23 protein-coding genes are annotated in these 20,681 nt (G+C 67.0%); 6 read left to right on the top strand and 17 right to left on the bottom strand.

Features of this window, described 5'->3' with window-relative positions; genetic code table 11:
* Positions 1-109 precede the first annotated feature (109 nt).
* From J2848_RS32255 to J2848_RS32285, 7 genes are all read right to left on the bottom strand, one after another.
* Entirely contained in the window at positions 110-721 is a 612-nt protein-coding gene (locus tag J2848_RS32255; RefSeq protein ID WP_109083874.1) for an OmpA family protein, read from the bottom strand.
* A 170-nt stretch (positions 722-891) separates the two neighbouring features.
* A complete protein-coding gene (locus J2848_RS32260; protein ID WP_149234984.1) occupies positions 892-1,428 on the bottom strand; it encodes a gamma carbonic anhydrase family protein in 537 nt (178 codons plus the stop codon).
* 177 nt (positions 1,429-1,605) lie between these two features.
* Entirely contained in the window at positions 1,606-2,670 is a 1,065-nt protein-coding gene (gene argC, locus J2848_RS32265) for an N-acetyl-gamma-glutamyl-phosphate reductase (protein WP_149234985.1), read from the bottom strand.
* A 150-nt stretch (positions 2,671-2,820) separates the two neighbouring features.
* Positions 2,821-3,309, bottom strand: a complete 489-nt coding sequence (gene rpsI, locus J2848_RS32270; protein ID WP_042698563.1) for a 30S ribosomal protein S9 — start codon at positions 3,307-3,309, stop codon at positions 2,821-2,823.
* Between the two features lie 2 nt (positions 3,310-3,311).
* Positions 3,312-3,776 (bottom strand): 50S ribosomal protein L13, encoded by a 465-nt coding sequence (rplM, locus tag J2848_RS32275; protein ID WP_014187880.1) that lies wholly within the window; start codon positions 3,774-3,776, stop codon positions 3,312-3,314.
* 182 nt (positions 3,777-3,958) lie between these two features.
* Entirely contained in the window at positions 3,959-4,456 is a 498-nt protein-coding gene (locus J2848_RS32280; RefSeq protein WP_246194399.1) for a PaaI family thioesterase, read from the bottom strand.
* A 72-nt stretch (positions 4,457-4,528) separates the two neighbouring features.
* Positions 4,529-5,305: an outer membrane lipoprotein gene (locus J2848_RS32285; protein WP_149234986.1), complete on the bottom strand. Its 777-nt coding sequence runs from the start codon at positions 5,303-5,305 to the stop codon at positions 4,529-4,531.
* 196 nt (positions 5,306-5,501) lie between these two features.
* Here J2848_RS32285 and J2848_RS32290 point away from each other — a divergent pair, with 196 nt between their 5' ends.
* Entirely contained in the window at positions 5,502-5,684 is a 183-nt protein-coding gene (locus J2848_RS32290; RefSeq protein WP_149234987.1) for a hypothetical protein, read from the top strand.
* A gap of 98 nt (positions 5,685-5,782) precedes the next feature.
* Here J2848_RS32290 and J2848_RS32295 read toward each other — a convergent pair whose 3' ends face one another.
* A complete protein-coding gene (locus tag J2848_RS32295) occupies positions 5,783-6,304 on the bottom strand; it encodes a ferritin-like domain-containing protein (protein ID WP_149234988.1) in 522 nt (173 codons plus the stop codon).
* A gap of 200 nt (positions 6,305-6,504) precedes the next feature.
* Here J2848_RS32295 and J2848_RS32300 point away from each other — a divergent pair, with 200 nt between their 5' ends.
* Positions 6,505-7,500, top strand: a complete 996-nt coding sequence (locus J2848_RS32300) for a formylglycine-generating enzyme family protein (protein ID WP_246194400.1) — start codon at positions 6,505-6,507, stop codon at positions 7,498-7,500.
* A gap of 20 nt (positions 7,501-7,520) precedes the next feature.
* On the opposite strand, the gene J2848_RS32305 is transcribed toward J2848_RS32300, so the two are convergent.
* Both J2848_RS32305 and J2848_RS32310 read right to left on the bottom strand, forming a co-directional pair.
* Complete coding sequence (locus tag J2848_RS32305) at positions 7,521-8,282, bottom strand: transporter substrate-binding domain-containing protein (RefSeq protein ID WP_246194402.1); 762 nt, start codon at positions 8,280-8,282, stop codon at positions 7,521-7,523.
* A 235-nt stretch (positions 8,283-8,517) separates the two neighbouring features.
* Entirely contained in the window at positions 8,518-9,417 is a 900-nt protein-coding gene (locus J2848_RS32310; RefSeq protein ID WP_149234990.1) for a LysR family transcriptional regulator, read from the bottom strand.
* A gap of 110 nt (positions 9,418-9,527) precedes the next feature.
* Here J2848_RS32310 and J2848_RS32315 point away from each other — a divergent pair, with 110 nt between their 5' ends.
* Together J2848_RS32315 and J2848_RS32320 are read left to right on the top strand one after the other, a co-directional pair.
* Complete coding sequence (locus J2848_RS32315) at positions 9,528-10,160, top strand: glutathione S-transferase family protein (protein ID WP_149234991.1); 633 nt, start codon at positions 9,528-9,530, stop codon at positions 10,158-10,160.
* A gap of 129 nt (positions 10,161-10,289) precedes the next feature.
* Complete coding sequence (locus J2848_RS32320) at positions 10,290-11,156, top strand: 5'-nucleotidase, lipoprotein e(P4) family (protein ID WP_149234992.1); 867 nt, start codon at positions 10,290-10,292, stop codon at positions 11,154-11,156.
* Positions 11,157-11,184: 28 nt separating this feature from the next.
* On the opposite strand, the gene J2848_RS32325 is transcribed toward J2848_RS32320, so the two are convergent.
* From J2848_RS32325 to urtA, 7 genes are all read right to left on the bottom strand, one after another.
* Positions 11,185-11,337 carry a hypothetical protein gene (locus J2848_RS32325; RefSeq protein ID WP_170307265.1) on the bottom strand — a complete coding sequence of 51 codons (153 nt, stop codon included), beginning with the start codon at positions 11,335-11,337 and terminating at the stop codon, positions 11,185-11,187.
* A 187-nt stretch (positions 11,338-11,524) separates the two neighbouring features.
* The gene (locus J2848_RS32330) at positions 11,525-11,920 is read right to left on the bottom strand and encodes a COG4315 family predicted lipoprotein (protein ID WP_149234993.1); all 396 of its coding nucleotides are present in this window, start codon (positions 11,918-11,920) and stop codon (positions 11,525-11,527) included.
* Between the two features lie 115 nt (positions 11,921-12,035).
* Positions 12,036-12,731, bottom strand: a complete 696-nt coding sequence (urtE, locus tag J2848_RS32335; RefSeq protein WP_149235023.1) for an urea ABC transporter ATP-binding subunit UrtE — start codon at positions 12,729-12,731, stop codon at positions 12,036-12,038.
* A 14-nt stretch (positions 12,732-12,745) separates the two neighbouring features.
* The gene (gene urtD / locus J2848_RS32340; protein WP_149234994.1) at positions 12,746-13,492 is read right to left on the bottom strand and encodes an urea ABC transporter ATP-binding protein UrtD; all 747 of its coding nucleotides are present in this window, start codon (positions 13,490-13,492) and stop codon (positions 12,746-12,748) included.
* A 3-nt stretch (positions 13,493-13,495) separates the two neighbouring features.
* Positions 13,496-14,644: an urea ABC transporter permease subunit UrtC gene (gene urtC, locus J2848_RS32345; protein ID WP_149234995.1), complete on the bottom strand. Its 1,149-nt coding sequence runs from the start codon at positions 14,642-14,644 to the stop codon at positions 13,496-13,498.
* A 4-nt stretch (positions 14,645-14,648) separates the two neighbouring features.
* On the bottom strand, positions 14,649-16,271 hold the full coding sequence (urtB, locus tag J2848_RS32350) for an urea ABC transporter permease subunit UrtB (protein ID WP_149234996.1): 1,623 nt from the start codon (positions 16,269-16,271) through the stop codon (positions 14,649-14,651).
* Positions 16,272-16,418: 147 nt separating this feature from the next.
* On the bottom strand, positions 16,419-17,729 hold the full coding sequence (gene urtA / locus J2848_RS32355; RefSeq protein WP_149234997.1) for an urea ABC transporter substrate-binding protein: 1,311 nt from the start codon (positions 17,727-17,729) through the stop codon (positions 16,419-16,421).
* Positions 17,730-18,099: 370 nt separating this feature from the next.
* Between urtA and J2848_RS32360 the strand changes: the two genes are divergently transcribed.
* Entirely contained in the window at positions 18,100-19,611 is a 1,512-nt protein-coding gene (locus J2848_RS32360; RefSeq protein WP_149234998.1) for a L,D-transpeptidase family protein, read from the top strand.
* A gap of 40 nt (positions 19,612-19,651) precedes the next feature.
* Complete coding sequence (locus J2848_RS32365; protein WP_149234999.1) at positions 19,652-20,413, top strand: class I SAM-dependent methyltransferase; 762 nt, start codon at positions 19,652-19,654, stop codon at positions 20,411-20,413.
* Positions 20,414-20,681 lie beyond the last annotated feature (268 nt).

Genomic DNA, 20,681 nt, shown 5'->3' on the forward strand with positions numbered 1-20,681 from the left:
CGGAAAAAGGCCGCGACCGGGAAGCCCGGCGCGGCCTTTTTCCTGCGGTTTCTCCCGCAGGCGGGAAGGCCGTTCCGAAACCCCCGGAACGGCCCCCTGCCAACCGTCCTTAGGACGACGGAGCGTTCAGCAGGCGCGGCAGGATCTGCGCACGACGGTTGGACGGCTCGCGGACGTTCGGACCGGTCTGGACCAGCAGCTGGCTCTCGCCCTTGCCTTCGGTCGTGATGTTGGCAGCCTGGATGCCCTTGGCGACCAGGGCCTTCTTGACCGCGTCGGCACGACGGACCGACAGCTTCTGGTTGTAGGCCGGCGAACCCGACGTGTCGGTGTGGCCGACGACGTGGATCTTGGCGCCACCGTTCTTCAGGATGGCCGACACCGCGTCACCGATCACGCGATCGGCGGCCGGGGTGATGTTCGACTTATCCCAGTCGAAGAACACCAGATATTCGCTCTGGACCGCGGCGACGGCGGCCGGAGCCGGAGCGGCAGCGGCCGGCGGGCACGGATAGCTGCCCTGATGGATGACGTAGCCGCCATCAGCGGTGCGGGCGGCGACGCCTTCCGACACCTGACCGGTCCAGCCGATGACCGGGTTGCACCACTGGGTGCCCTTGCCGACCAGGCTCGCGTCCTGGGCATTGGCGGCCGCCGACAGACCGAAAGCGACGATGGCGGCCGGAACGGCAGCCAGACCCGCGCGAACAATAGTCTTCATTGTCTTCACTCCCTTCCAGAACCCTTCCCCATCAGAGTGCCTGCGGGGGATGAACGTATCAATCGAAGCATCCGCCCATGTTCAAGCGCGGCGACGACCTTCCCAACATGTGGTGCCGGATGATGTTCCAGCACCTCAGCCGATTGGCCGAACCGTACCTGTTCTTGGACCTATGCTCCACTTCCATAGCAGCTTTTCCGGTAGGTTTCCGCCAAATCCGTGTAACGGTGGCCGATAACCGGAAAAACCGCGAGATCGCGTTCCGTCAACTCGCGAACCGGTCTAGCAGGGCTGCCGGCCCACAAGAATCCGGACGTCACCCGTTTTCCAGGGGTCACCAGAGCACCGGCGGCGACCATCGCCCGCGACTCGACATGGGCCCCATCCAGGATGCAGGCCTTCATGCCGATGAAGCAGCCGTCTTCCAGCGTGCAGGCGTGCAGCATCGCCATATGGCCGACGGTGATGTCGTCACCGATGTAGGTGCCCTGCCCTTCAGCGGCCACGTGGATCACGGTGCCGTCCTGAATGTTGGTGCGAGCGCCGATTCGGATCTCGTTGATGTCTCCGCGCACGGTGCAGCCGTACCAGATGCTGCTGTTCGCCCCGATCACGACATCACCGATCACCGCCGCCGTTTCCGCGATGAACGCGGTCGGGTCGACGGTGGGCAGGATGCCGTTGAAGGCGCGGACAAGGCCGGTCATCAGGTCGTACCGAAATCGTGCATGACGGGCCGGATTGAAGCACCGTAAGGCTTAAGGCACCACCTGATTTCGCATTGACAGGCCAAAGCAAATCCCGATTGGTGCCTCCGTGCAACAGTGCGGACAGGGGGCCACAACGCTGTCACAGCCCCCTGCCTGTCCTTTTGCGGTATCCGATTACGGGAAAAGCGGCGCCTGATCGATGCCGGTCGTCTCGCCCAGCCCCATCATGACGTTCATGTTCTGGATCGCCTGACCCGACGCGCCCTTCACCAGATTGTCGATCACCGACACGATGATGGCGCTGCGCGGAGCGCGGTCGGCGACCACGCCGATCAGGCTGTGGTTCGACGCGCGGACATGGCGCGTCGCCGGCACCACGCCGGCGGACGTGACGCCGACGAAGGGCTCGTCGGCATAGCGGGCCGCCAGGGTCGCCCGCAGGTCGTCGGCGGTGACGCCGTCGGCCATGCGGACATAGATGGTCGCCATCATGCCGCGGTTCATCGGCACCAGATGCGGGGTGAAGGAGACGGTGACCGGACGGCCGGCGGCCAGCCGCAGCTCCTGCTCGATCTCCGGCATGTGGCGGTGATGGCCGACGCCATAGGCATTGAAGCCTTCCGACACCTCGGTGAACAGGTTGGCCTGCTTGGCGTCGCGGCCGGCGCCGGACACACCGGACTTGGCGTCGATGACGATGCCGCCGGACTCGATCTGGTTTTCCAGCAGCAGCGGCAGCAGCGGCAGCAGCGAGCAGGTCGGGTAGCAGCCCGGGTTGGCCACCACCCGCGCCTTGCGCACGCCCTGGCGGTTGAACTCGGTCAGGCCGTAGGCGACCTCCTTCTGCAGGTCGACGGCGCGGTGCTCATGCCCGTACCAGGTGGCGTATTCGGCCGGGTCGGTCAGCCGGAAATCGGCGGACAGGTCGACCACCTTCAGCCCGCTGGGCAGGCCGGCGATCACCTCCTGCGTCGTGCCGTGCGGCAGGGCGCAGAAGACGAAGTCCAGGTTGTCCCACTTCAGATCGTCGATCTTCACCAGATCGGGCAGGCCATAGCCGCCCAGATGCGGGAACACCTCCGCCATCGGCTTGCCGGCCTGTCGTTCGGCGGTCAGCGCGGCGATCTCCACGTTCGGGTGGCGCAGCAGCATGCGCACCAGTTCGGCGCCGGTATAACCGGAAGCGCCCAGGATGCCGACGCGGATTTTCGAACCGCCGGGAGTGCTGATCGAGGCCATGGAGGCAATGTCCTTCGCTGAAGACGATCTGAAGACGGGTGAAACCTGTATCCGGGATAAGCGAAAGCGTGATGACAGCGCAAAAAGAAAGGGGCGCCCCTTTCGGGACGCCCCTCGCTTGTACCGTAAAGCCGCGGGCCCGTGTAGGGATTAGCGCTTCGAGAACTGGAAGCTGCGGCGGGCCTTGGCGCGGCCGTACTTCTTACGCTCGACCGTACGGGCGTCGCGGGTCAGGAAGCCGGCGGCCTTCAACGGCGGGCGCAGGGCCGGCTCGAAGTAGGTCAGCGCCTTGGAGATGCCGTGACGGACGGCACCGGCCTGGCCCGACAGACCACCGCCGGCGACGGTGGCGACGACGTCGAACTGCTCCGAACGCTCGGTCACGCCGAACGGCTGGGCGATCATCATGCGCAGAACCGGACGGGCGAAATAGACCGACTGGTCGCGGCCGTTCACGGTGACCTTGCCGGTGCCCGGCTTGATCCACACGCGGGCGACGGCGTCCTTGCGCTTGCCGGTGGCATAGGCGCGGCCCTGGGCGTCCAGCTTCGGAGCGGCGAGCTCCTCGGTGACGGTCGCGGTGGCGGCAGCGCCCGTCAGTTCCTTCAGGCTGGAGAGGGTGGTGGTGACCTGAGCCATGCTTACGCGCTCCGCTTATTCTTCGGGTTCAGGGCGCCGATGTCGAGGGCGACCGGCTGCTGCGCATCGTGCGGATGCGTGGCACCCTTGTAGACCTTGAGGTGGGTCATCTGCTGGCGGCCGAGCGGACCGCGCGGAACCATGCGCTCCACGGCCTTCTCGATCACACGCTCCGGATACTTGCCGTCCAGGATCTGGCCCTTGGAACGGCCCTTGATCCCGCCCGGATAGCCGGTGTGCCAGTAGAAGATGTCGGCGTCGCGCTTGTTGCCGGTCAGCTTCACCTTCTCCGCATTGATCACGACGACATGGTCGCCGCAATCCATGTGCGGGGTGTAGGTCGGCTTGTTCTTGCCACGCAGGATGTTCGCCAGGATGCTGGCAAGCCGCCCGAGAACGAGGCCGTCGGCGTCGACGACGTACCACTTCTTCTCGATCTCGGTCGGCTTCAGATTGAAGGTCTTCATCGCCACACTCGTTTCTTCGAATACGGATCGGCTGGCCGCCGATACCGGGGCGCCGAAGCGGACGGCTTTCTACGGGGCAAGGCAGGGCTCTGTCAACGGAAAAATTATCGTTTATTATCAATGGTTTCCGGGCGCGGTAATTTGATACCGCGATCGCAAACCCATTGATCTGAAACGCTTTTTTATGACCCTTCGCCAGTACGGTAATGAGATACCGCAACCGTGACGGGGTCGTGCGGAGGGATCGAGTAGGTGCCGGTGACATGGGCGACCGGTTCCGGATCGCCTTCGGAGAACAGCAGGATCTCGCCATAGGCCAGCCGCTTCCCCAGCTTGAGGACGCGCGCTTCGGCGATGATGGCGACCGGCGGCGGGCGGCGCAGGAAGTTGATGGTCATGCTGGTGGTCACCGCCAGTTCGACCCGGCCGATCAGGCTCAGCACCGCGCCGTAGAGCGCCACGTCGGCCAGCCCGAACATCGCCGGGCCGGTGACGGTGCCGCCGGGGCGGACGAAATCGTCCTTGTAAGGCAGGCGCAGGCGAATCGTGCCGGCCCCCAGGCTTTCGACCAGGACGCCGAAATTTCCGACGAGGGGAACCCCCTCACGGATCAGATCCTCCAGCTCCTCCTTTGTCATGGCGGGAACGGGAGTGGCGGCAGGCTTGTCGACGGCGGACATGGAGCCTCTGTCGGTGATCTCGGTTTGATCACCGGACTGTGCGCCATCCCGTCCATTCGGACAAGTATGGTGCTACTCGGCGGGCTTCTGCTCTGCCGGAGCCGGGCTTGCCGGCTCCGGCGCCGTCGCGGACGCGGCGGCGGGAGGATTGTCGGCCGGGAGGTTGTCGGTCGGAGCAGTCAGACGGACCGGGCCGCCGCCGCTGGCGGGCTGCGCCGCACCGGCGGCGGACTGCTCGGCCGGAGCAGGTGCGGCGGGCGGAGCGAGCGGCACCGCCTGAATGTCCGATTTCGGCGTCTCGGGTTTCGGGGTTTCCGGCTTCGGGGCGTCGGCCTTGGCGGCGTCGGCCTTCGTCGATTCGGCCTTGGCGGGTTCGGGATCGGCAGGGGTGGAATAGTCGGGGACGATGCGGGCCTGGCTGCCGGTGATGACCAGGACCTTCTGGCCGATGGGCAGCGGCTGCGGCTCCTTCTGGGTCAGCGACAGCAGCTCGCCGTTCGATTTGCGGACGATGTATTCCCAGCCGTTGGTGTCGCCGGCGATATGCTCCATCGCCGTGCCCAGCAGGCCGCCGATCGCCGTACCACCCACTGTGCCGAGCGCCGCGTTCATGCCGCCGCTGCCGACCTGCGCGCCCAGGATGCCGCCGGCAGCACCACCGCTGACGGCGCCGACGGTGCCGTTGGCGCTGATCGCCACCTGACGGAAGCCGACGACGATTCCCGGCTCGACCTTGTTGGCCTGCTGGACCGCGCTGGAGGCGTAGGTATTGGGAGAATAGTCGGAGGTGCAGCCCGCAAGACCGCCGGCCGCGGCGATGAACAGGCAGAGAGAGACCGATCGGAGCACGGGCGAACCATCCGTTTTGAAACCCGCCCAGTTTCTTACGGCAAAGCCCCCCGGTTCGTCACCGGGCAAAATCCGGACGGAACGGGGATGCTGCATTGCAGCGTAGCCATGGCAGGCGGCGGATTATCGGCAATCCCAGCAACGGCGACAGCCTTCCGCTGTTGGAAAGGCATCGTCACAACCGGGAGCGACCACGATGACTGATGCGTCCAAGCAGGGAAAACCGCAGGCCGACACGGCCAAGGGCGGCAAGCCGCCGAGCGCAGGAACCGGCACCGCCGGCACCGACCAGGACCGCGACAAGACCCTGACGGAGAAGTCGGAGGAAAAGGCCGGCGGCGCCAACAGGAAGACCCCCGGCCCGATCTACGACGTCTGATCTCCGTTCCGTCCGCAGGAATGAACCAGGAATGAACAGGGAAAAGGCCGGGGAGGAACCTGTCTCCCCGGCCTTTTACCCTGGATGGCGGCCCGGCGTCAGCGGCCGGCGGTCTGGTCGCTGGCCTTCAGCGACAGGTACTTCAGCGTCAGCGTCGGCACATTCTCGATCACCCAGGCGGCCATCGCCTCCTCCTCGCGCAGCGAGGTCTGCAGCAGCGGCGTCGCGAAGGCGAAGTTGCCGGCATCCGCCACGGTCAGCAGCGACCGGTAGCTCGCCACCTCGAAATTCTCGAAGGCATAGTTGGCGAAGGAGTTCTTGAGGATCTCGTCCTCGGCGAAACTGTGGCCGAGCGCGGCCAGATTGCCCATGATCGACAGGGCGGTGTCCTTCAGTCCGGAATGGCTTTCCTGAAGCTGGTCGAGGATCTGCTCCAGGCGGGTGATCTGGGCCTCGGTCTCGCCGCGGTGCATGCGCAGATGGTCGGAAACCTCCGGATAATTCACCAGACGGTCCAGCTGGCGGTCCATCAGGGCCAGCGCCTGCTGTTCCACCGCATGGGCATTGCGCAGGCCGGTGACGAACAGCGCGCGCGTGAGGTCCGCGGGATAGGCAGCCATGTGTGTCTCCTGTGGTATCAACGCTCCGTTGAACGTCTGCCCGCACCAACAGCGGGACACCGTCTTCGACGCCTACCGCTTGCGCCATAATTCAAAGGGGCAAAGCTCCGGCCGCGGTGTTCCGGCACCGTCTGGAAGTGCCCCGACCGGGACACGGACGCGCGATTGCCGGATGCGGATTGCTGCGGGGAAATGGCGGCATGATCCGCACCCGCACACCAGCAAGAGACATCCACGCCATGACCGTCACCCTGCCCGGCTCCGTGGGGGCGGTCGTCGTCCTGATCCTTGTGCTGGCGGCCCTGGCCGGCTGGCGCCGGGCCGAACCGGAGGATCTGACCGGCTGGCGCCGGGAACGGCTGGTGGACTTCCATGTCTGGCAGGGGCGCAGTACGGCACGCGAGACCTGGGACCATCCCGACGCCCCGGTCCTGGTGACGATCCCCGCCGGCAGCTATCTTCAGGGTTCCCCGGCAACGGAGACGGAACGCTTCCCCGACGAGCCGCCGCAACGCCCGGTGTCGATCCCGCAGCCGATCGCCGTCGGCAAATATCCGGTGACGCGCGGCGAATATGCCCGCTTCATCGAAGACAGCGGCTACCGGCCGCAAACGGTTTGCCGCGGCTATGCCGGAGAGACGGAGCTGCTGCCGCGCTGGCACTTCTCCTGGCGCCGGCCGGGCTTCGAGCAGACGAACGAAGACCCGGCGGTCTGCGTCAGCTGGTACGACGCCAAGGCCTATGTGGACTGGCTCAGCCGGCGGACCGGCAAGACCTATCGCCTGCTGACCGGGGCGGAGTGGGAATATGCCGCCCGCGCCGGCACCCGGACCGCCCGCTGGTGGGGGGATGATCCCGCCAGGGGCTGCGACGCGGCGAACGGCGCCGACCTGACCGCCAAGGACCGCTTCACCGACTGGGAGGTGGCGAACTGCCGCGACGGCGCCCTGTTCACCTCGCCGGTCGGCAGCTACCACGCCAATGCTTTCGGCCTGTACGACATGCTGGGCAATGTCTGGCAGTGGGTGGAGGACTGCGCGCCGGACAGTCAGGCCGGAGAGACCTGCTCCGGCCGGGTGATGCGCGGCGGGTCATGGCACAGCAACCCGCGCTATGTCCGTTCGGCCGTGCGGCGGGTCGACGCGGCGGAGAGCGGCTATGCCGCCTACGGCATCCGCGTCGCCCGTGAGCCCTAGGTTGCTTACTGCATGGCCGCTTACTGCATGGCGGCGTCGAGCTTGGCTTTCCACAGGCCGCTGGACAGCGCCTTGGTCATCCAGGCGTCGACGGCCTGCTTCAGCTCCGGATCCTTGCGCAGCAGATAGGCGTTCTCGAAATGGGTGAAGGGCGCGGCGACCGGAACGGCGCAGAGAACGCCGGGGTTCAGCTTCGCCTGCATGTCGACTTCGATGCCGTCGGTGACCATGACGTCGGCCTTGTCGGCGGCGATCTGCGCATGGATGGTCTTGTTGTCGGGCCAGACCTCGATCGGCGCCTTGGTGAAATTGGCGCGGGCGAATTTCTCGTTGGTCCCGCCGGGGTTGACGACGACGCGGGTGGTGGGCTGGTCAATCTTCTCGACGGTCGTGAACTTCTCCTTGTCGGCGCAGCGCGCGATCGGGCGCTTGCCGTCGCTGACGTTGGGGACGGAGAAGTCGCCGACGGCGGCGCGGTCGGGATTGACGGTGATGCCGCCCAGCGCGATGTCGAACTTCTCGGCCTTGAAGTCGTCCATCAGCGTCTTCCAGCTGGTCTGCACGAACTCCACCCGGACGCCCAGCGTCGAGGCCAGTTCCTTCGCCATCTCGATGTCGGCACCCACCAGGGCGCCATCGGCGCCCTTGTAGCTGAAGGGCTTGTAATCGCCGGTCGTCCCGACCCGGACGACACCGGCCTGCCTGATCGCCTGAAGCACGCTGTCGCCGGCCCAGGCCGTCGGAACCGCGGTAATGGTAGCGGTGGCGGTCGTGACAAGCATCGCAGCCGCCGTGAGAAATGCCCTCATCCTGAACCCCTGTCGTTGGTCGTTTTGTATCGTTCTTCGCCATGGCCGGCCTGCCGGCCGGCACTCCACAGCGGGAGTGCACCAGTATGCCGCCGGAGGCGGCGAATGTACGGCCGGAAAATGCCGTTCGAGGCGGGATTCGCAGTGGATCGTTGCGCTGGTGCGTGGCGATGCGAACGATTTTTCCCGCATCCGGCCCGCTCCCCGGTCAGGCGCGCAGAACCTCCAGCGCCGACAGCCCCTGCACCGCATGGTCGAGGAAGACGCGCACCCGGCCGGGCATCAGCCTTGCCGTCGGCACCACGACATGGACCGGGATCGGCACCGGCTCGGTGTCCGGCATCAGCCGCAGCAGGGTGCCGGCGGCGAGGTCGTCGGCCGCCTGATAGGAGAGCGGGCGGGCGATGCCGTGCCCGTCGCGCGCGGCGAGCAGGGCCGGTTCGATGTGGCTGACCGCCAGCTTCGGGGTGACCCGCAACACCCGCTCCCGCCCCTCGACCAGAAAGCGCCAGTCCGGCGGGCCGGGCCGGGCGGTGGCCAGGATGAGGTCGTGGCGGGACAGATCCTCCAGCATCGACGGCGAGCCGCGCCGCGCCAGATAGCCGGGGCTGGCGACCAGATAGCGCCCGACCTGCCCCACCCGCCGGGCGACGAGGCCGGAGTCGGGCAGCGGGCCGATGCGGATCGCCACGTCCAGTTCCTCCTCGATCAGGTCAAGGTTGCCGTCGGACAGCACCAGCTCGACCCGGATGTCGGGGAACGCCCGCATGAAGTCGAGGACCAGCGGCGTCACATGCTTGCGCCCGAACATCACCGGTGCGGTGACGCGCAGCCGCCCGCGTAGCGGCCGGTCGGTGCCGGTGGCGGCCAGCGCCTCGTCATAGTCGGCCAGCAGCCGGCGCGCCTGCTCGGCCAGCCGCCGGCCGGCATCGGTCGGAGCGAGGTTGCGGGTGGTCCGCTCGATCAGCCGCAAGCCGAGCCGCTCCTCCAGCCCCGACAGCGCCCGGGTGACGGCGGGGGCCGACCGCCGCAGCCGCTTGGCCGCGCCGGCAAGGCTGCCGGCCTCCAGGATCGCGACGAAGGTCGCCAGTTCGTCCAGCCGGTCCAAGATTGTTCCAATTCCTGAAAGAGAACCTTTCGATGAAAGCGCGTTCCTGCTGAATGACGCAAGTGGTTGGCTGTCGGCATCCACGATCGACCGAAGAGAGGAGCCCTTCCATGAGCATCAGCACCGACCCCGCCATCACGCTCTATGGCACGCCGCTGTCGGGGCATGCCCACCGGGTGGAAGCCTTCCTGAACATCCTCGGCCTGCCATACCGCTATGTCGAAGCGAATGCGGAGGTGCGGCGGTCGGACAGCTTCCTCGCCCTCAATCCCTTCGGGCAGATCCCGGTGCTGGTCGACGGTGATCTCGTCCTGCCGGACTCCGTCGCCATTCTGGTCTATCTTGCTGACCGCTACGACGGTTCCGGCCTGTGGAACCCGAAGGCGCCGGAAGAGACGGCGCAGGTGCAGCGCTGGCTGTCGATTGCCGCCGGCGACCTGCGCTTCGGACCGGCCCTGGCGCGCATCCTGACGCTGTGGGGCGGGGCCGGCTCGCTGACCGACGCCCAGAGGGTCGCGGAGCGCGTCCTGCGCTTCATGAACAGCTATCTGGACGGCCGCGACTGGCTGGCGGCGGCAAGGCCGACCATCGCGGACATCGCCTGCTACGCCTATGTCGCCCGCGCCCCGGAAGGCCGCATCCCGCTCGATCCCTATCCGGCCGTCCGCCGCTGGCTGGAGCGGGTGGAGGCGATCCCAGGGCTGACCCCGATGCCGCAGAGCGCCATTCCCCAGCCGGCCTGAGACGTGCCGCAGGACGGCATGACGCAAGCGTATCCAATCATGGTGACGCAAGCGTCACTGGGCCATCGCCAAGCGCCGGGATCTGTGCTTCGATGACAGTTCCATGACACTTGATGGATGGGTATGTCGATGAGCAATTCCGCCTGTTCCGGGCGCTGGTCGCTGCTGTCCGGTGCGGTTGCCCTCTCCCTTCTGGCCGGGCCTGCCTTGGCGGCGGATCCGGTGCCGCAAAGCGATCTGCTGAACGCCGAGCTGTGGATGCAGCGCTCGGTCGAATACAAGGCGAACGCGCTGGCGGTCTATGCGCTGGGCAGGATCCAGCTGGACAAGGCGCTGGCCGACAGGAACTGGACCGCGGCGACCGAGCAGACCGGCAATTACCAGGACCTGCCGCCGGCCGTGGTGCTGGACCTGGACGAGACGGCGATGGACAACTCCGCCTATCAGGCCGGGCTGGTCACCACCAACGGCGAGTTCTCGCCCAAGACCTGGGATGCCTGGGTGAAGGCGGAGAAGGCGACGGCGGTTCCGGGCGCCGTGGAGTTCACCCAGTACGCCGAATCGAAGGGTGTGAAGGTCTTCTACGTCACCAACCGCAACGCCGACCAGGAGGAACCGACCCGCCGCAACGCGCAGGCGCTGGGCTTCCCGATGGGCGGCAACGTCGACACCTTCCTGATGTCCAAGGAAAAGCCGGACTGGGGATCCGCGAAGGGCACGCGGCGTGCCTACATCGCCAAGGATTACCGGATCATCCTGCTGTTCGGCGACAATTTCGGCGATTTCAGCGATGCCTACAACGGCAGCGAGGCGGACCGCCTGAAGGCGTTCGAAGCGGTGAAGGAGCATTTCGGGCGCGACTGGCTGATGCTGGCCAATCCCGGCTACGGCTCGTTCGAGAGCGCGCCCTACGGTCACAATTTCAAACTGTCTGCGGACGAGAAGCGGGCCAAGAAGATCGGCGCGCTGGAACCCTGGGTGGCGCCGGCCCAATAATGGTGTGAAGAGAGGGTGCGCCGGTTCTTTAAAAGATCAGGCGCACCGCTTCCACGATCACCACCCACGGCGTGCCGATCATCACCGCCCAGACGGCCAGACGCGGCAGGCCGGTCATCTTGCGGACCTTCGGCTCGGCGGAGGGGGCGGCTTCGAACGAAGTGGCGTTGTAGATCGACATGGCCTGCTGCTCCATGAGCAAGATGACGGTGAGGCCATCATGCGGTTTCGATCCTTAACGACCTTTAAAGAGCGCCGCCTGCGAAGTCGACGTTTGCGCATTACCTCGACCGGATAAGCATACTCCCGGCGAATGCGGCGCCGTGGTGCCGAACGACAGTCGTCACCACGCCGCCACAACAAAAAGCTTACGGTTTCGCCACGTGCCAGACGTTGTTCACGCCGTCGCCCGTGGTGTCGCCGGGCTTCGCATCCTTGGCCCACGTGTAAAGCGGCTTGCCATTGTAGGCCCATTGCCGGCTGCCGTCGTCGCGGGTGACGACGCTGTATTTGCCCATAGGCTTGGCGGAGGCGGATGCCATCAGCGGTGGCCAGTTCGTCGCGCAGGGCCCGTTGCAGGCCGACTTGCCGGCACCGTCCTTGTCGAAGACGTAGAGCGTCATGCCCTTCGCATCGGTCAGGACAGGGCCCATCGCGGTCTTCCCCGTCATGGCCGGTTCCTTGTCCTGGGCGAAGGCCGGAGCGCCGGACAGGACGGCGCCCAGCCCCAGGGCGACAGCGGTGATACGGAGTGCGGACATCATTGCGCGTTTCCTCCCTAGAAACCCGGCCCGCCGGACGGCGGACCAGATGGACCAAGGACGCAATGGGAAGGCAGATATTCCGCAGATCACCGGGCGAGAGGCGCCGCCATCGGTGTTATACCGTCAGATATCTGCGCACCTCCTGCTCGTCCAGGCCGCTGCGCGGGCCGGACAGCATCACCTCGCCGCGCTCCATCACCACCCAGTCGTCGGCAAGGTCGCGGGCGAAGTCGAAATACTGCTCCACCAGCAGGATCGCCATGGTGCCCTTGTCACGCAGATAGGAGATGGCGCGGCCGATGTCCTTGATGATCGACGGCTGGATGCCCTCGGTCGGCTCGTCCAGCACCAGCAGGCGCGGGCGGGTCACCAGGGCGCGGCCGATGGCGAGCTGCTGCTGCTGGCCGCCCGACAGGTCGCCGCCGCGGCGCTCCAGCATGGATTTCAGCACCGGGAACAGCTCGAACACCTCGTCGGGGATCGAACGCTGGGCGCGCGGCAGCGGGGCGTAGCCGGTCAGCAGGTTTTCCCGCACCGTCAGCAGCGGGAAGATCTCGCGGCCCTGCGGCACATAGGCGATGCCGCGGCGCGCCCGGTCGGCCGGCGCCATCTTCGTCACGTCGGCGCCGTCCCAGCCGATGGAGCCGCCGGAGACCGGCTTCAGCCCGACGATGGCGCGCAGCAGGCTGGACTTGCCGACGCCGTTGCGACCGACCAGACAGGTGACCTTGCCGATTTCGGCCTTCATGGAAACGCCGCGCAGGGCCTGTGCGGCGCCGTAATGCAGATCGAGAGAGCGAACGTCCAACATCATGGGATCTCCCGTCAGCGGCCGAGATAGGTGTCGATGACCTGCTGGTTGGCGCTGACCGCGTCCAGCGAGCCTTCGGCCAGGACCGAGCCCTCGGCCAGCACCGTGACCTTCACGCCCAGCGCGCGGACGAAGCTCATGTCATGCTCCACCACGATCACCGAATGCTTGCCGGCGATGCTGCACAGCAGTTCGGCGGTCTGTTCGGTCTCGGCGTCGGTCATGCCGGCCACCGGCTCGTCGACCAGCAGAAGCTTGGGGTCCTGGGCCAGCAGCATGCCGATCTCCAGCCACTGCTTCTGCCCGTGCGACAGGCTGCCGGCCTGCCGGCTGCGCAAAGCGGACAGGCGGGTGATGTCGAGAATCTCCTCGATCCGCGAGCGGTCGTCGCGGCTGATGGCGTAGGTCAGCGTCTTCAGCGGCCGGCGCGGCGCCTTCAGCGCCAGTTCCAGGTTGTCCCACACCGTGTGCGGCTCGAACACGGTCGGGCGCTGGAACTTGCGGCCGATGCCGAGATTGGCGATCGCCGCTTCGCGCAGGCGGGTCAGGTCGGTGTCGCCCTCGAACAGGATGGTGCCGGTGTCGGGACGGGTCTTGCCGGTGATGACGTCCATCATCGTCGTCTTGCCCGCGCCGTTGGGACCGATGATCGCCCGCATCTCGCCGGGCATCATCACCAGCGACAGGCTGTTCAGCGCCTTGAAACCGTCGAAGCTGACCGACACGCCGTCGAGATAGAGAAGGGTCGATTCCGCGCTCATGGGTCAGGCCCCCTTCTGGTCGGCGGGTTGGGCGTTGGAGAGGGGCGAGGCTTTGCGGCCGGGCAGCTTGGCTTTCAACTGCGCGCCCAGCCCCAGCAGGCCCTTGGGCAGGAACAGGGTCACCGCCACGAACAGGCCGCCCAGCGCGAACAGCCACAGCTCCGGCAGGGCGCCGGTGAAATAGCTCTTGCCCATGTTGACCAGCACCGCGCCGAGGATGGCGCCGGCCAGCGTGCCGCGGCCGCCGACGGCGACCCAGATCACTGCCTCGATCGAGCTGGCCGGGGCGAACTCCGACGGGTTGATGATGCCGACCTGCGGGACATAGAGGGCGCCGGCCACGCCGGCCATGCAGGCCGACAGCGTCCAGGCGAACAGCTTGTAGCTTTCGGTGTCGTAGCCCATGAAGCGGACGCGGCTCTCGGCGTCGCGCAGGGCCACCAGCACCTTGCCGAGCTTCGAGGCGATGACGCCGGACGCGATCATGTAGGAGAGCGCCAGGGCGGCCACCGTCGCCACGAACAGGGCGACGCGGGTGGTGTCGGCCTGGATGTCGTAGCCGAGGATGTCCTTGAAGTCGGTCAGGCCGTTGTTGCCGCCGAAGCCCATGTCGTTGCGGAAGAAGGCCAGCAGCAGGGCGAAGGTCAGCGCCTGGGTGATGATCGACAGGTAGACGCCGGTGACGCGGCTGCGGAAGGCGAACCAGCCGAAGGCGAAGGCCAGCGCCCCCGGCACCACCAGCACCATGACGGCGGCGAACCAGAACTGGTCGAAGCCCCACCAGTACCAGGGCAGCTCCTTCCAGTTCAGGAAGACCATGAAGTCGGGCAGCACCGGGTTGCCGTAGACGCCGCGCGGGCCGATCTGCCGCATCAGGTACATGCCCATGGCATAGCCGCCGATCGCGAAGAAGGCGGCATGGCCGAGCGACAGGATGCCGCAATAGCCCCACACCAGATCCAGCGCCAGCGCCAGCAGCGCGAAGCACAGATATTTGCCCAGCAGCGAGACGGTGAAGACCGACAGGTGGAAGGGCGAGTCCGCCGGCACCCACAGCGTCATCACCGGGACGGCCACCGCCAGGATGGCGAGGATCGTCAGCACGATCCCGGCCTTGCGGTCCAGCCCCATCAGGAAAAAGCGCAGCAGCATCGGATCAGGCCTCCACCGCGCGGCCCTTCAGCGCGAACAGGCCGCGCGGACGCCGTTGGATGAACAGGATGATGAAGATCAGCACCAGGATCTTGCCCAGCACCGCCCCGGCATAGGGTTCGAGGAACTTGTTCATGGACCCCAGCGTCAGCGCGCCGACCAGCGTGCCCCACAGGTTGCCCACCCCGCCGAACACCACGACCATGAAGCTGTCGAGGATGTAGCCCTGGCCCAGGTTCGGGCTGACATTGTCGATCTGGCTCAGCGCCACCCCGGCCAGCCCGGCGATGCCGGACCCCAGGCCGAAGGTCAGCGCGTCGACCCGCGCAGTGCGGATGCCCATGGCGTTGGCCATCGGCCGGTTCTGCGTCACCGCGCGGATCGACAGGCCGAACCAGGTGCGCTTCAGCGCCACCAGCAGCGCCGCGAAGACGGCGAAGGCGAAGATGACGATCCACAGCCGGCCATAGGTGATGGTCAGGCCGCCCAGTTCGAAAGCGCCGGACATCCAGCTCGGCGCCCCGACCTCGCGGTTGGTCGGGCCGAAGATGCTGCGCACCGCCTGCTGGAGCGCCAGCGACAGGCCCCAGGTGGCGAGCAGCGTCTCCAGCGGACGGCCGTAGAGCCAGCGGATCACGCTGCGCTCGATGATGATGCCGACGCCGCCGGACACGAGGAAGGCGGCGGGCAGCGCCACCAGGATCGACAGGTCGAACAGGCCGGGGGCATGGGCGCGGAAGAACTCCTGCACCAGGAAGGTGGTGTAGGCGCCGATCATCACCATCTCGCCATGGGCCATGTTGATGACGCCCATCACGCCGAAGGTGACGGCCAGCCCGATGGCGGCCAGCAGCAGCACCGAGCCCAGCGACAGCCCATACCAGAGATTCTGCAAGGCGGCCCAGAAGGCCAGCTTCTGCTCCAGGGTGGAGACGGCGGCGGCGGCCAATTTCTTGGTGACGTCCGACGCGCCGGAGCCGGCGACCATGTTCAGCAGGACCAGCGCGTCGCGGTCGCCGCGGGCGGTCAGCGTGTCGGTCGCCGCCTGGATGTCGGCGTCGGTCATCTTCGACGCCGCCTCGCCGGTCAGCAGGATGGCGGCGCGCGCCTGCTCCATGGCGGCGCGCACGCCCTTGTCCTGCTCCTTGGCGATGGCGGCGCTCAGCGTCTCCAGCGCGGAGGCGTCGCGGCTCTTGAACACCGCGTCGGCGGCGGAGCGGCGGACGCCGGCATCGGGGCTCATCAGGGTGAGCGCACCCAGCGAGGCGCTGATGGCGCGGCGGAGCGAATTGTTGATGCGGATCTTCTCGACCGCGGCGGCCGGCGCATCGCCCAGCGCGGCGCGGGTCAGCGGGTCGGTCAGGGTGAAGGCGTCGCCGGACTTGCGGGCGACGACCACGGTGCCGTCGGACTTGCGGACATAGAGGTCGCCGGCCTGGAGCGCCTCGATCACCGGCACGGCGGCCGGGTCGCCGGCCTCCGACAATTGCGCCAGGGCCTTTTCGGTTCCGGAATAGCCACCGCTGCCCAGGGCCTGGACAAGCGGGCGGAGGTCAGCGGCATAAGCGGCGGTCGATGTGGCGACCACCACACAGACAGCCATCAGCCAGCGGAGAGCGCGTCGCATCGGGGGTCCTTCGGTGCAGGGGCGTTGCGGGGGCTGGAAACGCGAAACGCTTGCCCTCTCCCCTCCCCCGCCCGGCGGGAAAGGGGAAAGGGCAAGCGTCGCAACCACTCAGGTCAGAAGGGACAGGTCAGAGAGGGAACGCTGCCCTCACGACCCCTTGCCGCCGCACTTGCCGGTCTTCACGTTGAAGTTGCCGCAGGACATCGGCTTGCGCCAATCGGCGATCAGGTCCTTGCTGTCCGGCAGATAGTCCGACCACTCGTCGCCCGGGACGAGGCCCGAGGTCTTGGAGACGACGTCGAACTGGCCGTTCTCCTGCACTTCGCCGATCAGCACCGGCTTGGTGATGTGGTGGTTCGGCAGCATGGCCGAATAGCCGCCGGTCAGGTTGGGCACGGCCACGCCGACCATGGCGTCGATGACCTTGTCCGGCTCGGTGGTGCCGGCCGCCTCGACCGCCTTCACCCACATGTTGAAGCCGATATAGTGGGCTTCCATCGGGTCGTTGGTGACGCGCTTGTCGTTCTTGGTGTAGGCCTTCCACGACTTGATGAAGTCGGTATTGGCCGGGGTCTCGACCGACTGGAAGTAGTTCCAGGCGGCCAGATGGCCGAGCAGCGGCTTGGTGTCGATGCCGGCCAGCTCTTCCTCGCCGACGGAGAAGGCGACGACCGGGATGTCCTGCGCCTTGACGCCCTGGTTGCCCAGTTCCTTGTAGAAGGGAACGTTGGCATCGCCGTTGATGGTGGAGACGACGGCGGTCTTCTTGCCGGCCGACCCGAACTTCTTGATGTCTGCCACGATCGACTGCCAGTCGGAATGACCGAACGGCGTGTAGTTGATCATGATGTCTTCGGGCTTGACGCCCTTGCTCTTCAGGTAGGCTTCGAGGATCTTGTTGGTCGTGCGCGGATAGACGTAGTCGGTGCCGGCCAGCACCCAGCGCTGGACCTTCTCCTTCGACATCAGATAGTCGACGGCCGGGATCGCCTGCTGGTTCGGGGCGGCGCCGGTGTAGAAGACGTTGCGGGAGGACTCCTCGCCCTCATACTGGACCGGGTAGAAGAGGATGTTGTTCAGTTCCTCGAACACCGGCAGCACCGACTTGCGGCTGACCGAGGTCCAGCAGCCGAACACGGCCGACACCTTGTCCTTGCTGATCAGCTCGCGCGCCTTCTCGGCGAACAGCGGCCAGTTGGAGGCGGGGTCGACCACCACCGGCTCCAGCTTCTTGCCCAGCAGGCCGCCCTTCTTGTTCTGCTCGTCGATCAGCATCAGCATGACGTCCTTGAGCGTCGTCTCGCTGATCGCCATCGTGCCGGACAGGGAGTGCAGGATGCCCACCTTGATGGTGTCGTCCGCCGCCTGGGCGGGCATAGCGAAGGATGCCATCGCACCCATGGCCAGACCGGCCAGCGCGCTGATCCCGAAGCTCGCCGTCAGTTGCTTGGTCCGCATGAAGTTGCCCCCTTCCTGTTGGCGCCCCGGTTGCTCCGGGGCTTCGCCACATCGTCGAAGGAAAAGCTACCGCGCATGCGAAAGGCGGTATCTACGTCAAATGACACATACAGGGCCACGACCCCGTCTTCACGGCCGCCTTCGCGGTGTTACCTCTTGCGAAGGTTCGGAATAAATCGGCCGCCACGGCGTCCAACCAGTGGATGAGCGCGTGTAACGGCAACATCTCTGGACGGGTGAGACGGCGATGCAAGGGAGCAACAGTGTGAACAGCAGGGCTGTCGTCACCAAATGTCGCTTGCGATTCACGGGAGGCTTGTCGAAGGTTGCAGCGTTCGATCCTTTCCGTTCACGTTCCGGTCCCGTCGCCATGCATGACATCCGCCGCCCGATCTCCCGCCGCTCCGCCGCCCTCTGCATGGTCGGCGGGCTGGTCGGCATCGTCCTGAGCGGCCCGGCGCTTGCCGCGGCGGCGAAGGAGGCCGTGCACGCCGCCAAGCCGCCGCTGATCGCCGGCTGGGCCACAGCACTGGAACAGCGCGCGCTGGAGGTGCAGAACGCGCCCAAGGCGCCGGTCACCCGCATCGGCTACGGCGCCGTCGTCAAGAAGGGCGACGGCGGCATGGTCGAGAGCGTGGCTCCGGCGATGGATGTGCCTCCTGCCGACGTGCAGCAGGCGCAGGCCCCCACCCTGCCCGGCCTGGAACCGGTGGAGCCGGCGCCGCCGGTGGTCATCACCGTGCGCTCGCCGCTGGCCGACCGCGTCGGCAAGCTGTCGCGCCGCCTGATCGAGCTGGGCTTCCTGCCCGCCGACAAATGGACCGACAGCTTCAACGACGATGTCGAGACTGCCGTGCGCGCCTTCCAGCTCGCCGAGGGGTTGCAGCCCGACGGCAAGGTCGGCGAGGTGACCCGCCAGGCGATGGACCGCACCCCGGCGCAGACCGTGGCGCTGCTGCGCCGCGCCGCCGCGGCGATGCGGGCACAGCAGGCCTCCATCCCCGACACCACCATCCTGGTCAATCTGCCCGGCCAGTCCGTCACCCTGATCGAACATGGCCGCCCCACCTTCACCATGCGGGCGGTGGTCGGCCGGCCGTCGCGCAAGACGCCGCTGTTGCAGGACAAGGTGACCAGCGTCACCATCAACCCGACCTGGACCGTGCCGCCGACGGTGCTGAGCGAGGACAAGCTGCCGGCCCTGCGCAAGAAGGGCACCACCGGCATCAAGAACGCTGCCGTCTATCTGGACGGGTCGGAGGTGGTCAACACCCAGTCGGTCAACTGGTGGTCGGTCGATCCCGGCCGCGTCCGCATCGTCCAGAGGCCGGGCGACGACAACGCGTTGGGCCGTTTCCGCTTCAACCTGACCAACGGCGACGGCATCTTCCTGCACGGCACCAACGACCCGCGCCTCTTCAGCCGCGACCTGCGCGCCGCCAGCTCCGGCTGCGTGCGGCTGGAGGATGCCCGGATGATGGCGGAGACTCTGCTGGGTGCGGCGAAGATGACGCCGGCCAGCATCGGCCAGCAGCTCGACACCGGGGAAACCAAGACGATCCGGCTGCCGAACGCCATCCCCGTGCGGTTCGTCTACTGGAACGCCTCGGTCGATACCGCCGGCGTGGTGCGCGTCCACCCCGACATCTACGAGGATCCGCCCACGCTGGCGACGCCGTCGGGCCAGTCGGGTTCGGCAGCGGCCCCGGCCATGTCGGCGAACCCGGCAGCGGCCAATCCGGTGACGCCGGTGTCGACGCCGCGCCCGCTGTCGAAGCCGGCGCCTCTGCCGGTTCCGCCCACCGCCCATGCGCCGACATCGCTGTCATCGGCATCGGTCCCGGTGCCGGCCAAGCCGCTGCCGACTTCGACCGGGATGTAAGGTCCGGTTTTCAGGTCCCGCTGGAAGGATGGAGATCGACATGCCGGTTCATCACTCTTCCAGCGGCTACGAGACCGGTGCCGGAGCCTATGTCAAAGGCCGACCCGGCTATCCGGCCGAAGCCGCCGTCTGGCTCCGCGATGTCCTGGGCGTCGGTCCCGGCCGGAAAGTCCTGGAGGTTGGCGCCGGCACCGGCAAGTTCATCGCGGTGCTGAAGCAGTGCGGCGGCGAGATCACCGCCGTCGAGCCGGTGGCTGGTATGCGCGAGCAGCTCGTTCCGGCCTTTCCCGACATCACCGTCCTGGCCGGGAACGCCGAGTCCATTCCCCTGCCCGACGGCTCCGTCGATGCCGTGGTCTGCGCGCAGGCGTTCCACTGGTTCGCCACCGCCGCCGCCTTGCAGGAAATGCGGAGGGTGCTGAAGCCGGGCGGCAGGTTGGGGCTGATCTGGAACGTCCGCGACGAAAGCGTGCCGTGGATGGCGGAACTGACCGCCATCACCGACCCCTGGGAAGGCGATACCCCACGCTATCGGACCGGCAACTGGCGCCGGGTCTTCCCCGCACCCGGCTTCGAGACCATCGACGAGCGCCATGTCCGGCATGCCCATGTCGGCAGTCCGGACGACGTCATCGTCAAACGGACGATGTCGGTCAGCTTCATCGCGGCGCTGCCGCCCGACCGGCAGGCGGAGGTCGAACGCGATACCCGCGCGCTGATCGCCCGTACGCCCGAGCTGGCGGACCGCGCCGAGATCGCCTTTCCCTACGAAACGGTCATGTTCGCCTACCGCAAGGTCTGACGAAGCCCCTTATCATGGCCCGCTGGACGATGCGGGAGATCCGGCCTGTTGCCGATCGCCTGACACGGCGGCCGGATAGGCCGCCGTGATCGCCGCGCTCTGGCTGTAGGGCGACCTGCTGGTGAGATGGGCGCCGGACAGCTTGACCCAGCTTCTGCCCTTGTCGTTCTGCCCTTGTCGAGCAGCCTGCGGATGATCGCGTAGGAAGACTCTCCACGGCCTATGGACGGCTGTCCGGGACGCCATCGACAACGGAACGCCAAGCGAC

Source organism: Azospirillum lipoferum, from assembly GCF_024170005.1.
Classification (GTDB): Bacteria; Pseudomonadota; Alphaproteobacteria; order Azospirillales; family Azospirillaceae; genus Azospirillum; species Azospirillum lipoferum.